The sequence below is a fragment of the Lujinxingia sediminis genome, from assembly GCF_004005565.1.
Classification (GTDB): Bacteria; Myxococcota_A; Bradymonadia; order Bradymonadales; family Bradymonadaceae; genus Lujinxingia; species Lujinxingia sediminis.
Genome location: NZ_SADD01000002.1, coordinates 553,774 through 568,359, shown reverse-complemented (window position 1 = coordinate 568,359; position 14,586 = coordinate 553,774). Strand labels below are relative to the sequence as shown.

Here is a 14,586-nt window from a genome sequence, read left to right as displayed (position 1 = left end):
GCATTTTGTTGAGGTGTCACCTTGGCAGGTGAGAAGTGCCTCGAAGTTGTGTTAGAAGCGGGGCGGTCGTAAGGCCGCCCCGTGTTATTCAGGTCGTTTTCGTTAGAAACGCGGGGGAGGTCGGGTGCTCGCAGGTTGTGGCGAGTGGTGTCGGCCAGTTCGACGACAGGGATGTCCGGAGAGCGGATCACAGAGCGAGGACTCTATGTGTGGAATCGTGGGGTATGTTGGGGAGCAGACGTGCAGCGACATTCTGCTTAGCGGGCTGCGAAAGCTGGAGTATCGCGGCTATGACTCGGCCGGCATTGCAATCGCCGATGATGAGGGGCAGGTCCAGATCTGCCGCGCCGAAGGCAAGCTGGCGCGTCTGGAGGCGGCGTACCATCGCGAGCCTTTCGACGGCAGCATTGGGCTGGGGCACACGCGCTGGGCGACCCACGGGCGGCCCACCGAACTCAACGCGCACCCGCATCGCGCCGGGCAGGTGGTGGTGGCCCATAATGGCATCATTGAAAACTACCTGGAGCTCAAAGATGAGCTGCGCGCCCGCGGCCGGGAGTTCTCCAGTGAAACCGACACCGAGGTGGTGGCGCACCTGATTGATGATGCGCTGGAGCAGGGAGCGACAAGCCTGCACCAGGCCACCTGCCAGGCGCTGGAGCGCATTGAGGGGTCGTACGCGCTTCTGGTGATGCTCAGCGAGAAGCCCGAGGAGCTCGTGGTGGCGCGTTTTGCTTCGCCGATGGTGGTCGCGCGCGGGAGTTCCGGGGCATTTGCGGCCTCCGATGTGCCGGCGGTGCTCAGCCATACCCGTGACTTTATCTTTCTCGAAGATGGTGACACGGCGGTTCTCAGTCGCCAGGGCATTGAGATCTTTGATGCCGCATGCGCGCCTGTGGAACGGCCCGTCAAGACCATCAGCTGGGATCCGATCTCGGCGGAGAAGCAGGGCTACAAGCATTTTATGCTCAAGGAGATCTTCGAGCAGCCCGCCCGCATCATCGATACCCTGCGGGGGCGAGTGAGCGTGGAGCGCGGGGAGGTGAACCTGCCGGAGCTCGCCCTGGATGAAGATGCGGTAAAGGCCATTGATAAGATCGTGTTTGTGGCCTGTGGCACCAGCTACTTTGCCGCCCAGGTGGGGCGCTACATGATCGAGCAGCACGCCCGCATTCCTGTGGAGGTGGAGCTGGCCAGCGAGTTCCGCTACCGCGACCCGATCGTCAGCGCCAACACGGTGGTCATCGGTGTGAGCCAGTCCGGCGAGACCGCCGATACACTTGCGGCGTTGCGCGAGGCGCGCACGCTGGGCGCGCGCACGCTCTGCGTATGTAATGTGATTGAGTCCACAATCGCCCGCGAGAGTGACGGGGTGCTCTACACCCACGCCGGCCCCGAGATCGGCGTTGCCAGCACCAAGGCGTTTACCACGCAATTGGCGGCGATGGGGATGATGGCGATCTGTCTGGGTCGACTGCGCGGCACGCTCCCCTCCGGGGAAGCGCGCAAGCTTATTGAAGCGCTGCGCGAGGTGCCGGCCGAGATGGAGGTGATGTTGCGCGATATGGCTCCCTACGAGGCCATTGCCCGGCAGTTCTCCAAAGCGCACTCCTTTCTCTACCTGGGGCGTGGGAACCAGTTCCCGATCGCGGCCGAGGGGGCTCTCAAGCTCAAAGAGATCAGCTACATTCACGCCGAAGGCTATGCCGCCGGCGAGATGAAGCACGGCCCGATCGCGCTGATCGACAAGCAGTTGCCGGTGGTGGTTCTCTGCCCCAGGAATCGGGTTTACGAGAAAACGGCCTCCAACCTCGAAGAGGTTCGCGCGCGCGGCGGTCGCATCATCGCCATCGGTGATGAGGGCGACGAGCGTCTGGAGCAATTCGCCGACGTGGTCATTCGCTTGCCTCAAGCCGCCGAGTTTGTGCAGCCGCTGATCTCGGTGGTCGCCGTACAGCTGATTGCCTATCACATCGCCGATTTCAAGGGCACCGACGTCGACCAGCCCCGCAACCTCGCTAAGAGCGTGACGGTGGAGTGAGAGGGGGTGTCTGGCACCTGTGCGATCGTTTCAAGGAGGTGCGGGTGCCAGGCGTTCGAATCTGTTGGCGAAGCTCGGGTGCCAGGCGTTCGATCGCATCGCCGAAGTTACAGGAAATGAACGGGTGCCAGGCGTTCGATCGCATCGCCGGATTTTTTGAAATGAACGGGTGCCAGGCGTTCGATCGCATCGCCGAAGTTGCAGGAAATGAACGGGTGCCAGGCGTTCGAATCTGTTGGCGAAGCTCGGGTGCCAGGCGTTCGATCGTGTCGCCAGATGTATTGAAATGAACGGGTGCCAGGCGTTCGAACATGCTGGCGAAGCTCGGGAGCCAGGCGTTCGATCGCATCGCCGAAGTTGCAGGAAATGAACGGGTGCCAGGCGTTCGATCGTGTCGCCAGATGTATTGAAATGATCGGGTGCCAGGCGTTCGAACATGCTGGCGAAGATCGGGTGCCAGGCCTTCGTTCAGCCGCGGCTGCGGTATAAGGGCCCGCGCGCATCGTCGATAAGCTCAACTTCGCCACGCGCGACCATGCGCTGGAGGTGGGTGTCGCTGTTGGCGATATGAACCCACCAGCGGGAGGCGGGTTCCAGGGCTTTGCCGCCGACCATCTTCAGAACCAGGGTGTAGAGGTCAGTGGGCTCGGGGCTGAGTGCCTGGCGAAGGTTGAGGTCGAGCGATGCGACCTGGTCCCGGGAGCGTGCGACGGCGCGGGCGATATCGTCGCCGCGTTGGTGAGTGCCGTGGCCGGTGAGCAAGAGTTCGGCGGGCAGCCGGGCGACGCGTTTGAGGCTCTCTTCGTAGAGACTAAGGTCATCGCCCATCGCACGGCTCAAGGGGCTGGGCATCGCCAGCAGAAGGTCGCCGGAGAAGAGCCAGCGTCGGGTGGGCTCCCAGAGAGCCAGGTGGCTCGGGTCGTGGCCCCGGGCGTCGAGCAACTCCAGGCGAAGTTCGCCTACCTCCAGGGTTTCGCCGACCTCGTAGCGTCGGATGCGAGTGAGCGCGCCGGGGCCGAAGCGCTCGAGCATGCGCGCACCCCCGGCGCTCCGACCGACCCTCTCTTCGAGAATCCGGGAGCGCTGCGGCTCCGCAAACGCCGCCTCCACCCAGGGCGTCCAGTCGTTGACCCGGTCCTGGTAGTGATGCCAGCGCTCAAGCTGGGGCTCTACCCAGGGCCAGACCATATGCGGCGCCTCACTGCGACGCTGTAGCAGCACGGCAGACCCCATATGATCGATGTGGCTATGGGTGTAGAGCCAGTGCGTCACAGCCTTAATGCCTCCGAAGTTCAAATCCTGGAGGGCGTCTTCCAGAAGTTGCACCTCCCAGGGCCAGCCCGGATCGATGACGGCCAGCGTCTCGCGGTGGCGGTAGACGAAGGTGTTGACCAGCAGGCTTCCCACCGGGTTCTTCAGGCGAAGCCGCCACAGATCGTCTTCCATGCGAACGGAGCTTCCCCAGGGTTTGCGAAGGTAGGTCTCGGTGGATGCGTCGTTCAAGGGGGGCCTCGGTCTTGCAGAGGGGGCATGCGGGGAGGACGCCTCGTAGTGAGGCATCGCGGGGGAGGGCAGACCTACACCCGGGGCCTTGTTCTTGCCAAGTGGCGAGTCTTCGGGCGATCGCATAAAGTGATGGGAGGCGGTGACTTGAGAGTGTGTCAGCGTGTGTTCTGGGCGTTACGAGCACCGCTGGCCGGACAAAATAATGGGCACCCGAGCTGCATTTCGGATGCGCGATGCGATGAGGCGATGATGGCGACATGGCGGATGATGGCAGTGGTGTTGGTGGCGCTCGGGATGGGCGTGGGAGCTTGCAGCTTTGATCCTCAGAGCGGTGAGTACCGGCCCGACGAAGATACCGGCTGGGATCTGGAAGACCCCGGTGATGCGGACAGCGAGAACGATACGCAGGGCGGCGATCCATCCGATACCGACGCCGACGCTCCAGATGGTGATCCGGTGCCTGCCGACGCCGACTCGCCAGACTCGGAGGTGCCCGACGCCGATTCGCCCGACGCCGACTCGCCCGACGCCGAGGTGCCCGATGTCGACTCGCCAGATACCGCTGAGCCGGGGACCGAGATCTGCAACGGCCAGGAGGTGAACCTGGGCAACGACCCCGATCACTGCGGCAGCTGCGGAAACGCCTGCGACGGAGAGTTCGGCGTGTGCAACAACGGCCAGTGCGGCTGCACCGGAACCATGGAGGCCTGCGGCAGCGGCAACGCCTGTCAGGAGGTGCTTCGCGACGCCGATAACTGCGGCGGCTGTGGCGAGGTCTGCCCCGCCGGGGCCTCCTGCAATCTGGGGCAGTGCACCTGTCGCCCCGGCTACACCCTCTGCGGTGGAGAGTGTGTGGACCTTGAGACTGACGCGCGTCACTGCGGTAGCTGCGACGCAAGCTGCGGGCTGGGGCATTGCAAAGAGGGCGCCTGTGGCACCGGTGGCTGCGGTTTTGGCTGGATCGAATGCACCCAGGGCGAGGGCCTTTCGTGTTTGCCCGGTTTCCGGCAGGTCGACCCGCTCTACTGCGGGCCGCGTCCCTTCCAGGGATCGCCCTGCGGGGAAGTCTGTGAAGCCAGTGAGGTCTGTGCGCTGGGGCTGGGCGGCGCGGAGTGCCGGGGCGTGCGCCCGGCACGCGGATGCCTCAATTGCCCCTGTGAGGATTGTGGCGATGGCGAGCGCTGCCGCGATGATATCGAATCCCTCTCGCCAGGGGCCTACTGCGTGACAGGGTGATCGGACGTGTCTTCCCCCCGCGCGCTGCGGGCGAGCGGGGGGTGGAGCGATTGTACTCCACAAAATTTGACAGCAGATGGCCGGCTGGTACACTGATCGACCGGCGCTGGTGATTCCGCTGATGTAGCGCTCACTCTGCGAGGTTGTTTTTTAGCGCCTTAGACTTGCCCGCAGCTGCCAACCTCGTTGGCGAAAGAACGCCGTCCCCGGCGCTTTCGCCCCCCCTCTCCACGCACGATGAGACTTCATGGGATTGATACCGCAGTCCGTGATAGAAGACGTGCTCGCTCGCACGGACATCTTGCAGACCGTCCAGCAGTACGTCTCGCTCAAGCGCGCCGGCAACAACTACAAGGGGCTCTGCCCCTTCCATGACGAGAACTCGCCGAGCTTCTTTGTGCATCCGGGGATGGGCATCTACAAGTGCTTCGGGTGCAGTGAGGGCGGCAACGTCATTCAGTTCTTGATGTCGATCGAAGGGTGGAACTTCCCGGAGACGGTGCGCACATTGGCGGAGCGCGCCGGCATTGAGATTCCTGAGGAGAGTCCGCAGCAGGCCGAGGCGGCGCGTAAGCGTCGCGAGGGCAAAAAGATCTACCTCGCGATCATGGAAGCCGCCCGCGACTTCTATCAGGAGCAGCTCTGGGGGGCGCGCGGTGAGGTTGCCCGGCGCTACCTGGCCGAGCGCGGGATCGACGAAGCGACCGCACGCACTTTCGGGCTGGGCTATGCGCCTGATGGCTGGGAGAACACGATTGAGGCGCTGGGCCAAAAGGGCTTTAAGCCAGCCTGGCTGGAGCGTGCCGGCCTGGCGATCGCCAACGATCGCGGCGGTCATTACGACCGTTTCCGCCACCGTGTGGTCTTTCCGGTGGTCGATGTCTGGGGAAATACCCTGGCTTTCGGGGGACGAGCTCTTGCTTCTGATGGCGGCGGCGCTAAATACATCAACTCCCCGGAGACGCCCTTTTACACCAAGGGGGAGCAACTCTACGGGCTTGATGTGGCGAAGTCGGCCATGGGCAAGGAGGAGCAGGCGCTTGTGGTCGAGGGCAACTTCGACGTGATCGCGCTTCACGGCGCGGGCATCGGCGTGACGGTCGCCCCGATGGGCACCGCGCTGACCGAGGTTCAGGCGCGTCTTCTGCGGCGTTTTGCGCGCCGGGTGATCATTGCGTTTGATGGCGATTCGGCTGGTGAGGAGGCCACGTTGCGATGTCTGGGTGCATTGGAGAGTGCGGGGTTGGAGGCGGTGGTCGTGCGTTTTGATGAGGCCGACGACCCCGACACCTTCGTGCGACGTGAGGGCGCCGAGGCGCTGCGCGCGCGCATGGAGGCGGCCCAGCCCCTGGTGGCCTGGGCGCTCGACCGGGCGATCAAGCCGGTGGAGGGTGCCACCATTGAGGCGCGTCTTGGCGCGCTCGAAGGGGTGGGTACCATCCTCACCCAGGTCAAAGAGCCGGCCGCCTGGGAGCATTACGCCCGGGAGGTCGCCCGACGTCTGGCGATCGAGCCGGCGCTGTTAAAAGATTATCTCAAACGTCCCCCGGAGCGGCGCGATCAGGCCCGTCAGGCCGTGCTGAAAGCCGGACAGGGCACGCGACTGCCCAGCGCGGAGTACGGTGTTCTGGCGGTCTTGCTCGATCAGCCGAAGTGGCTCTCGGACTTTTTTCGCGAAGAGCTTGACAAACTCCTTTCCAGTCAAGAACTTGCCGACTTTCTGCGCGTGGTCCAAAACCACTACCAAACCCATGATGGTATCAACCGGCCGCTGCTCTTAGAGGCCACCCCGCCGGGCGGGATGCGTGAGACGGTGATCGCGGCTCTGGCCGAGGTCGAAAGTCAGCGCCTTTACGGTCCGGAAGAGGCGCTGCGTTGGTACCGGGACTGCGTGCGGACGCTCAAGAAGGCGTGGGCGGTGCGCATGGACGAGCATCTGCAGCGGGAGCTCAACAACGTCGACTTTCGCAGCGAGCGAGAGCGCTTTGTGCAGATCAACGAGCAGCTCGAGCAGGTTCGCCAGTTTCGAAAGGCCCTCGATCTCGATGCGAGCTCTCCGAGCTCGGCCTCGGGATGAGACGTGAAAGTGGCCACCCTAACCCCTCTTGAATCAGGATAAGGCGTTGATAATTTAGCGAAATCCTTTGAGTTCGCCCGGAATAACCATCCTCAAGCGCAGTTTCTTGCCCCGGCCTCCTCGACCATCTAAGAGATGGGGTGGGGGAGTAAACGCGACGACAGCGCCGACCCGATCCGTCGGTCGAAGTGGCACGTACCAAGGAGAAGTTTGATGTTCACAGCCCAATCGAACCCTCGAGCGACCAGCCTGGAAGTTCGAAAGCTCATCGACATGGGGAAAGAAAAGGGGTTTTTGACCTACGATGAGGTCAACAACGCCCTGCCCGCAGGCACCCTCTCCAGTGAGCAGCTCGACGATATGATGATGCTCTTCGAGGAGCTGGGGATTCAAATGGTCGACAAACCGGCGCAATACAAGCCGCCGGTTGAGGTCGAGAGCGACGTGCCGCACACCAAGGCGCAGAAGGCCAAGGTCACCAAGGGCAGCGATGAGTTTGTGAAGGGGACTGACCCGGTGCGCATGTACCTGCGCAAGATGGGACAGGTGCCGCTGCTGACGCGTGAGGGCGAAGTTGAGATCGCCAAGCGCATTGAGGAGGGCGAGAAGACCATCCTCACTGTGGTGCTGAGCACCTCGGTGGGTGTGCGCGAGATGATCCTTCTGGGCAACCGCGTGCAGGCCGGGAAGGTCAAGTTGACCAGCGTACTCCAGGCGCCCAACCCCGAAGATCTGCCCCGCGATGAAGAGGGCAACGTCATCGAGATGAGCCTGGATGAGCGCATGCGCTGGTTCCTCAACCAGATCGATCGGGTGCGTCAGCTGCACAGGCGTAATCGCTCGTTGGGCGAAGAGCTGATCACGCGTCGAGGCATTTCGCTGGTTGACCGCAAGAAGCTTCGCGAAGAGATCAAGGCCAACCGCCGCGAGATGTTCGCGCTGATGAAGAACGTGCGTCTGACCAAGAAGCACACCGACAAGATCGTGGCCAAGTTCAAGGGCATGATCCTGCGCATCGACAAGGCCGAGAGCGAGCTTGCGCGGGCGCAACGCCTGACGCGTTTTAGCTTTGTGGAGGCCACCGAGATCGCCAAGGGGCTGCGTGCGGATGACGAGCATGCCATCGCGCAGCTGGAACGTCGCCGCATGACCGCGGGTCGCTTCAACGAGATCTACCAGGAGATGCGCAGCCTTCGCCGGCGCGTGCGTGCCGTGGAGATCGAGGCCGGTCAATCGGTCAACTCCCTGCGCATCACCTACCAGGCGGTGCTTGCTGGCGAGAAGATCGCCGAGCGCGCCAAGGCCGAGCTGGTCGAGGCGAACCTGCGTCTGGTTGTCTCGATCGCCAAGAAGTACACCAACCGTGGTCTGCAGTTCCTGGATCTGATCCAGGAAGGCAACATCGGTCTGATGAAGGCGGTCGATAAGTTCGAATACCAGCGTGGCTATAAGTTCTCGACCTACGCCACCTGGTGGATTCGTCAGGCGATCACGCGTGCGATTGCCGACCAGGCCCGCACGATCCGTATCCCGGTGCACATGATCGAGACGATCAACAAACTCGCGCGTACCGAGCGCTACCTGGTCCAGGACCTGGGACGCCCGCCGACGCCCGATGAGATCGCCGATAAGATGGACATGCCGGTGGAGAAGGTCCGCAAGGTCCTCAAGATCGCCAAGGAGCCCATCAGCCTGGAGACGCCCATCGGCGAGGAGCAGGATAGCTCGCTGGGCGATTTCATCGCCGATGATGAAGCGGTCAACCCCTCGGAGGCCGTGGTCAACTCGAACCTCTCCGACCAGACCCGCAAGGTGCTCTCCACGCTCACCCCGCGTGAGGAGAAGGTCCTGCGCATGCGCTTTGGTATCGGCGGCAAGTCCGACCACACCCTCGAAGAGGTCGGTCAGGACTTCAACGTCACCCGCGAGCGTATCCGACAGATTGAGGCCAAGGCGCTCAAGAAGTTGCGGCATCCCAGCCGCGCCAAGCAACTTGAGAGCTTTGTCGACTTTTAGGGAGCCGGGGCGATGAGTCCCGGAAGCGACGACTAAGCAATCGCGCAGTGGCTGCAATCAGCTAAAAAAAGACCGCCGGAGTTCACTCCGGCGGTCTTTTTTTTTCTCACCACCGCGACTTCAGATGCGTGGTTGTAGGATCGCAGAGTCGGGAGGCGCGGTGGCGAGTTGATGCAACCTTTAGCCGGCTTTGACCGCCTGGACGGTGATTTCGATCTCGATGTTTTCTCCGACGAGTACGCCACCGGCCTCAAGGGCCTGGTTCCAGGTCAGACCGAAGTCCTTGCGGTTGATGGAGGTTGAGGCGTTAAACCCGACGCGGTCGTTACCCCAGGGGTCGACGGCTTTGCCCAGGAACTCGGCTTCGAGGGTGACGGGTTTGGTGACGTCGCGGATGGTGAGATTGCCTTCGATGAGAATCTTTTTGCCTTCGGTCTTAAAAGCGGTGCTTGCGAAGGCAAGGGTGGGGAACTTCTCGGCATCGAAGAAGTCGCCGGAGCGCAGGTGATTGTCGCGGTCCTCGTTGGAGGTGTTGATGCTTGCGGCCTGAATCATGACGGACGTTTTGGCCGCAGAGGGATTCTCCGCATCAAACTCCAGAGTACCGGTCCAGTCGGTGAAACGACCGGTGACTTTGGCGAACATCATGTGGCGCACTTTGAAGGCGACGTCGGAGTGGGAGATGTCGAAGTTCCAGGTGGCGTTGGCCATGGTGCGACTCCTTTTGAGGCATGCTTGAGAGCTTATGGTGAGTTGTTATGCAGCGGATTCGCTGCGACATCCTCAAGTCTGCGCACAGGCTTTTATCTTTCAAATGCATAATGTACGTTGTTTCTATGAATCAGATTCATTTAAAAGACGTGGACATGAACCTGCTCGTGGCGCTCGATGTGCTGCTGACGGTGGGAAGTGTCAGTGAGGCTGCGCGCCAGGTGGGGTTGAGCCAGTCGGCGATGAGTCACACGCTGGGGAGGCTGCGCGAGGTCTTTGGCGATGAGCTTCTGGTGCGCTCGGGCCGCCACATGGTGCCTACCGAGCGCGCCCAGGAGTTGGCCGGACCGCTAAAGGTGGCGCTGGAGGCACTGCAGGTTGCGGTGTCCCCGCCGGAGCGTTTTGAGCCGGCGAGCAGCGCGCGGGTGTTCAGGCTGGCGACCAATGACTATGCGCAGTTTGTGTTGTTGCCGCCGCTGATCGAGCGTCTGGAGCGCGAAGCTCCGGGCATCGATCTTCGGGTGCGCGAGCTCGGAAGGAGCTCGCCGGTGGAGAGGTTGGCCACCGGACAGCTCGATCTGGTGCTGACGTTGGGGTTACCGGAGCATGTGCCGGAGACGCTTTATCGCAAAGATCTCTTTCAGCTCGATCTGGTCTCGGTGGTGCGCCGAGGGCACCCGGGGGTGGGGAAGACGCTGGATCTGGACACGTACTGCAACCTTTCGCACATCCTCGTCTCACCGCGGGGTGATGATGAAGGGGTGGTCGACATGACGTTGGCCGAGCGGGGGCGCTCGCGGCGGGTGGCGGTGGTGGTGCCGCACTTTATGGTGGCACCGCACCTGGTGGCGGCGACCGATTATGTGCTGACAACCTCGCGCAGTGTGGCGGAGAGTTTTGCGAATTATCTGCCGTTACGCATCTTTGAGCCACCGGTGGAGCTGGAGCGGGGCACGGTGTCGATGGCCTGGCACCCGCGCACGCATCGCAGCGGGGCACATAAGTGGCTACGACGTACGCTGGAGGAGGTTGCGGTGGCGCAGGGGCTTAAGCGATGAGGTCGTCGTCAAAGAGCGCGATGAAGGACTTTGCCAGGGCGCGCCCGGTGCGCCGGGCAGCATCGGGGGAGAGGGGAGGGAGGTGAATGAAGAGGGCGTCGGCCTCAACGCCACGAGAGCGGGCGGCCTCGGCGGCGCGCAGCGAGTGGTAGAGAAGCGCGTTGCAGACGTAGGAGCCGCAATCCTGGCTGAGCATGCTCGGAGGAAGATCGGGGTCGGCGTCGCGCAGGAGCTCGTAATGCTCCCGAAGGCGGGGGAGGGGAAGTTGGGTATGGCGGCGCGGAAGATCGTCGGCGATGAGCGGCTGCTCGGGCGGGAGCGAGGGGTTGAGGGGGCGCTCGGCGTTGTCGGGGATGTGGTCGCGGCGGTTGATCGCGCGTTCTTCAAAGGCCAGATGATCGCGACGCGCGGCCAGACCCAGATGCACGAAGATGATGCGTGAGCCGGGGTCGTGCGCCCGTGTCTCCAGGTGGGCGCGGGCAAACTGCGCGGCGCTGGAGTAGGTTACCGAGAGCAGGTGGGGGCGCGCGCCGAGGGCTTCCGCCATGGCGCTGGCCGCGTCCCAGGAAGGGTTGTAGGCGTGGTCGCCAAAGGGCTCAAAGCCCGTGATGACAACATGGATGGGGGAGGTGGAGGAGGTCATCACGGGCTCCGGGCTTAGTCGGTATCTCGTGAGATATCGGCGTCGTCGGCGGCGGCGTCAGGATCGAGATCGGCGTCGGATCCTGCGTCGGCAAAGGAGTCGCCCTCATCGACAGGCTCATCGTCGAAGGAGTCTTCGCCGCAGCGTTGGGGCACAAATTCGAGCATCTCATTGAGGATGACACCGCTCTCCGGGAGGCGGTTGGAGTCGAAGCACCACAGGGCGATGGGGCTTGCCTGGGGGTCGCCATGTTCGTCGAAATTCAGCGGGCCGGAGGCGCCGCGGAAGTTGATGGAGCCTCCGCCGCGCAGGGTGTTGATGGCGCTCTGCGCCTGGCTTTGCCCGGGGTCGACGGTGTTGCCGGAGCTTAAACGTTTCATGCCCTCGGCGATCTGGGGGCCGGTGAAGCCTTCGCCGGCCGCGCCCAGTGCCACGACATAGAGGGCGTCGAAGGCGTTGGCGACAAATTGGAAGTCGTTGGGATCGCGGTTGTACTCCGAGAGGTACTTGAGCCGAAAGCTGATGTAGGGGGCGTAGTCCGCCGCGCCGATATTCTGCGGCGCGGTGCCCCAGATGCGTCCCTGGAGGGATTCGGGAGCGGCCTGGGCCTGGTCGGTGTTGCGGGCGGCGTCGACAAAGACGTAGAGAGGCGCACCGCTTAAGCCCTCGTCGAGTGCGGCGGCGATCTCCCAGGCCTCCGAAGAGCCCAGGATCACGACCACGTCGGGCTCGCCGCTGGAGGCGGCATCGGCGATGACGTCGCCGACGGTATCGAAGTAGTCGTCACCGGTCTGACCGGCGCTGGCGTTGGCGTAGTTGTAGGGAGCGAAGCGGGTGTTATCGCCGCCGGTGATCTCGGCGGGAAGTTGCGCGATCAGCGCGCTCTGCAGACCGTCGGCGTAGGTGTCGTCGCGGCGGGTGAGCAGGGCCAGTTTGGGGGCTTCGGCTTCGACAACATCGTTGAGCATGAAGGTGAGAAGTTCGCCAAGCGCAATGCCCTGAATGACGTCGGAGGCGGAGGTTCGCCAGACGAGGTCGTTATCAACAAGCCCGCTGATGGTGGCCGCGGTGGCCGAGGGGCTGATGAGCACGACCTCGTTATCGATGGTCAGGCTGGTGGCGATGTCGATGGTCTGGCTGGAGTAGTCGGGGCCGATGATGGCCTCAACGCCCGCCTCTTCGACAAGGTGACGGGCGCCGGCAAGCGCCTGATCGTCGAGGCCCCGGGTGTCGCAGACGATCAGCCCGACGGGGCGGTTGAGCACGCCGCCGATGCCGTTGAAGTCGGACTGGGCCAGGCGAGCTGCGTCGAGCAGCGGTCGGCCGAAGCCCTCTTCGGGGCCGGAGAGCGGCAGGAGCACGCCGAGGTTAAAAGCGTTATCGGCGGTGATGTTGCCGTAGCTCAGCTCACAGGGCGGAGCGAGCAGCCCCCGGGTGGAGACGCATTGGCCGGCTTCGGTGCAGAGCTTGCCGTCGGGGCAGGGGGCATCTTCGGAGCAGGGCGCGGCGGAGTCGTCCACGCAGATGCTATCGGCGGAGCAGGCGCCCCCGGCGCAGTCGGCGTCGGACTGGCAGGTCTCGGTCTCAATGAGCAGGCTGCACCCGCTTAAGGCACATGCACCAAGGAGCAGTGCGGTGGCCAGTACGGACGATCCAATAAGCCGGTGCAGCAGGTTCATTAAGGGTGCCTCAACAGGGCGTAGACTGAGGCAAAAACTCAGCCTTCGGGTTCGGAACAGGTCAAGGGCGTGAACTCTCGGGTCTCCGAGTAGATCTCGCCCTCTTCAGGAACGGAAGCGTCTTGGAAACACCATAGCGAGATCGGCGTGGGTTGTGGATCCCCATTTTGATCGAAGAACATCGGGCCGCTGGCGCCCAGGTACGAGATCGTGCCGCCGGCGAGCAGGGTGTTGACGGCCTGCTGGGCCTCGGCGGCGCGCGGGGTGATCTCTGGGCCCTCGCTTAAGCGGCGCAGACCCTGGGCGAGCTCGGGTCCGGTAAAGCCTTCGGCGGCCGCGGCAAAGGCCAGGGCGTAGACGGCGTCGAAGGCGTTGGCGACAAACTGGTACTTGTCGGGATCGTCTTCGATGCGGGATTCAAACTGGGTGCGGAAGGTCAGGTAGGGCACGTAGCCGGCGTCGCCGATGTTGCGCGGTCCGGTACCCCAGATGCGACCTTCGAGGGCGGTATTGGCCTGGCCGGCGAGCTGGGCGTTCTTCATGGCGTCGACGCCGAAGTAGAGCGGCTGGTTCTCCAGCGCGATCTCGAAGTAGGAGATCAGCTCCCAGGCTTCGGCGCTGCCGAAGATGGCGACGACATCAGGCGGGGTGCTCTGGCTGGCGACTACGGCGACGTCGCCGGTGTAGTCGACCGGCTCGCCCACACCGGAGTTGGTGTAGTTGTTGACCGTGAAACGATCCTCGCCGCCTTCCGTGATGGCGGTCGGGAGCAGAGGGATGATGGTTTCACTCAACCCCCCGGCGTAGCTGTCGTCGCGGCGGACCATGATGGCGAGCTTGGGCTCGGCGATGCCGGCTTCGGGGAGGGTCGTCTCCAGGGTGTGGGAGAGGAGCTCGGCAAAAGCCTCGGCCTGGAACTCGTCGTTGGGCGCGGTGCGGAAGACCAGATCGTTGTCAGCAAGTCCGCTGATGGTCTGGGCGGTGGCCGAGGGGCTCATCAGCAGCACGTCGTTGGGGACGGTGATGTCCTGGCTGATGCTGATGGTCTGGCTGGAGTTAAAGCCGATGATGGCGCTGACCCCGGCGTTGTCGACCAGATGTTCGGCGGCCGCGCGCGCGGTGGAATTGCTACCCTGAGTGTCGCAGACGACCAGGCCGATGCGGCGTCCGGCGATGCCGCCGAAGCCGTTGATGTTGTTGGTCGCCATCAGGATCGACTCGAGCATCGGCGTGCCAAAGCCGGCGCCGCTGCCGGAGAGTTGCAGGACCACACCCATTAAAAAGGGATCGGCGCTCTCAGTGTCACCTTCGAGGCGCTGGCAGGGGCCACCGGTGAGTTGGCGCCCCTGGTCTTCGCCGGGGGCGGCGCAGAGGCCATCGGCCGAGCAGGTCTGGTCGCCGGCGCAGTCGGTGTCTGAGGCACACTGCTCCAGATCCAGGGTGAGGCTGCAGCCGGAGCTGAGCGCGAGTGCGGCAAAGAAAGGAAGTGCGAGGAGAGTTTTCATCGAAGGCGCGCCCATAAAATCCTCAATCAAGTGCAGTGGGGGGCGAAGAGCTACAGGTTTTTACCGTATTGGTGGCGGCGGGCCAAGCGCGGGTGGTAGGGAAGGAGGGCGTTG

9 protein-coding genes and 1 pseudogene are annotated in these 14,586 nt (G+C 63.5%); 5 read left to right on the top strand and 5 right to left on the bottom strand.

Features of this window, described 5'->3' with window-relative positions; translation table 11 throughout:
* The first annotated feature begins 205 nt into the window (after positions 1–205).
* On the top strand, positions 206–2,041 hold the full coding sequence (gene glmS / locus EA187_RS07785) for a glutamine--fructose-6-phosphate transaminase (isomerizing) (protein ID WP_115607541.1): 1,836 nt from the start codon (positions 206–208) through the stop codon (positions 2,039–2,041).
* 468 nt (positions 2,042–2,509) lie between these two features.
* Here glmS and EA187_RS07780 read toward each other — a convergent pair whose 3' ends face one another.
* The gene (locus EA187_RS07780) at positions 2,510–3,544 is read right to left on the bottom strand and encodes an MBL fold metallo-hydrolase (RefSeq protein ID WP_164856100.1); all 1,035 of its coding nucleotides are present in this window, start codon (positions 3,542–3,544) and stop codon (positions 2,510–2,512) included.
* Between the two features lie 252 nt (positions 3,545–3,796).
* On the opposite strand from EA187_RS07780, the gene EA187_RS07775 reads away from it, so the two are divergent.
* The 3 genes and pseudogenes from EA187_RS07775 to rpoD form a co-directional block, all read left to right on the top strand.
* A complete protein-coding gene (locus tag EA187_RS07775; protein ID WP_127779866.1) occupies positions 3,797–4,783 on the top strand; it encodes a hypothetical protein in 987 nt (328 codons plus the stop codon).
* A 247-nt stretch (positions 4,784–5,030) separates the two neighbouring features.
* Complete coding sequence (gene dnaG / locus EA187_RS07770) at positions 5,031–6,860, top strand: DNA primase (RefSeq protein ID WP_127779865.1); 1,830 nt, start codon at positions 5,031–5,033, stop codon at positions 6,858–6,860.
* A gap of 252 nt (positions 6,861–7,112) precedes the next feature.
* Positions 7,113–8,876, top strand: a pseudogene (rpoD, locus tag EA187_RS07765) (RNA polymerase sigma factor RpoD); the annotation flags it as partial.
* A 180-nt stretch (positions 8,877–9,056) separates the two neighbouring features.
* On the opposite strand, the gene EA187_RS07760 reads toward rpoD, so the two are convergent.
* Positions 9,057–9,587, bottom strand: a complete 531-nt coding sequence (locus tag EA187_RS07760; RefSeq protein WP_127779864.1) for a YceI family protein — start codon at positions 9,585–9,587, stop codon at positions 9,057–9,059.
* 125 nt (positions 9,588–9,712) lie between these two features.
* On the opposite strand from EA187_RS07760, the gene EA187_RS07755 reads away from it, so the two are divergent.
* Positions 9,713–10,645, top strand: coding sequence for a LysR family transcriptional regulator (locus tag EA187_RS07755; RefSeq protein ID WP_164856099.1), 933 nt, complete (start codon positions 9,713–9,715; stop codon positions 10,643–10,645).
* Here the strand turns inward: EA187_RS07755 and EA187_RS07750 are convergent.
* The 3 genes from EA187_RS07750 to EA187_RS07740 are packed head-to-tail and all read right to left on the bottom strand — an operon-like array spanning position 10,635 to position 14,472.
* Positions 10,635–11,288, bottom strand: a complete 654-nt coding sequence (locus tag EA187_RS07750; RefSeq protein ID WP_127779863.1) for a pyroglutamyl-peptidase I — start codon at positions 11,286–11,288, stop codon at positions 10,635–10,637. The genes EA187_RS07755 and EA187_RS07750 overlap by 11 nt on opposite strands.
* A 14-nt stretch (positions 11,289–11,302) precedes the next feature.
* Positions 11,303–12,967, bottom strand: a complete 1,665-nt coding sequence (locus EA187_RS07745; RefSeq protein ID WP_127779862.1) for an ABC transporter substrate-binding protein — start codon at positions 12,965–12,967, stop codon at positions 11,303–11,305.
* Positions 12,968–13,005: 38 nt separating this feature from the next.
* Positions 13,006–14,472 carry an ABC transporter substrate-binding protein gene (locus EA187_RS07740; protein WP_164856098.1) on the bottom strand — a complete coding sequence of 489 codons (1,467 nt, stop codon included), beginning with the start codon at positions 14,470–14,472 and terminating at the stop codon, positions 13,006–13,008.
* Positions 14,473–14,586: the final 114 nt, after the last annotated feature.

Excerpts from the sequence above, each read along its gene's own strand:
- glmS (WP_115607541.1), top strand. The coding sequence starts at position 206 with ATGTGTGGAATCGTGGGGTATGTTGGGGAGCAGACGTGCAGCGACATT.
- EA187_RS07775 (WP_127779866.1), top strand. The coding sequence starts at position 3,797 with ATGGCGACATGGCGGATGATGGCAGTGGTGTTGGTGGCGCTCGGGATG.
- dnaG (WP_127779865.1), top strand. The coding sequence starts at position 5,031 with ATGGGATTGATACCGCAGTCCGTGATAGAAGACGTGCTCGCTCGCACG.
- EA187_RS07760 (WP_127779864.1), bottom strand. The coding sequence starts at position 9,587 with ATGGCCAACGCCACCTGGAACTTCGACATCTCCCACTCCGACGTCGCC.
- EA187_RS07755 (WP_164856099.1), top strand. The coding sequence starts at position 9,713 with ATGAATCAGATTCATTTAAAAGACGTGGACATGAACCTGCTCGTGGCG.
- EA187_RS07750 (WP_127779863.1), bottom strand. The coding sequence starts at position 11,288 with ATGACCTCCTCCACCTCCCCCATCCATGTTGTCATCACGGGCTTTGAG.
- EA187_RS07745 (WP_127779862.1), bottom strand. The coding sequence starts at position 12,967 with ATGAACCTGCTGCACCGGCTTATTGGATCGTCCGTACTGGCCACCGCA.
- EA187_RS07740 (WP_164856098.1), bottom strand. The coding sequence starts at position 14,472 with ATGAAAACTCTCCTCGCACTTCCTTTCTTTGCCGCACTCGCGCTCAGC.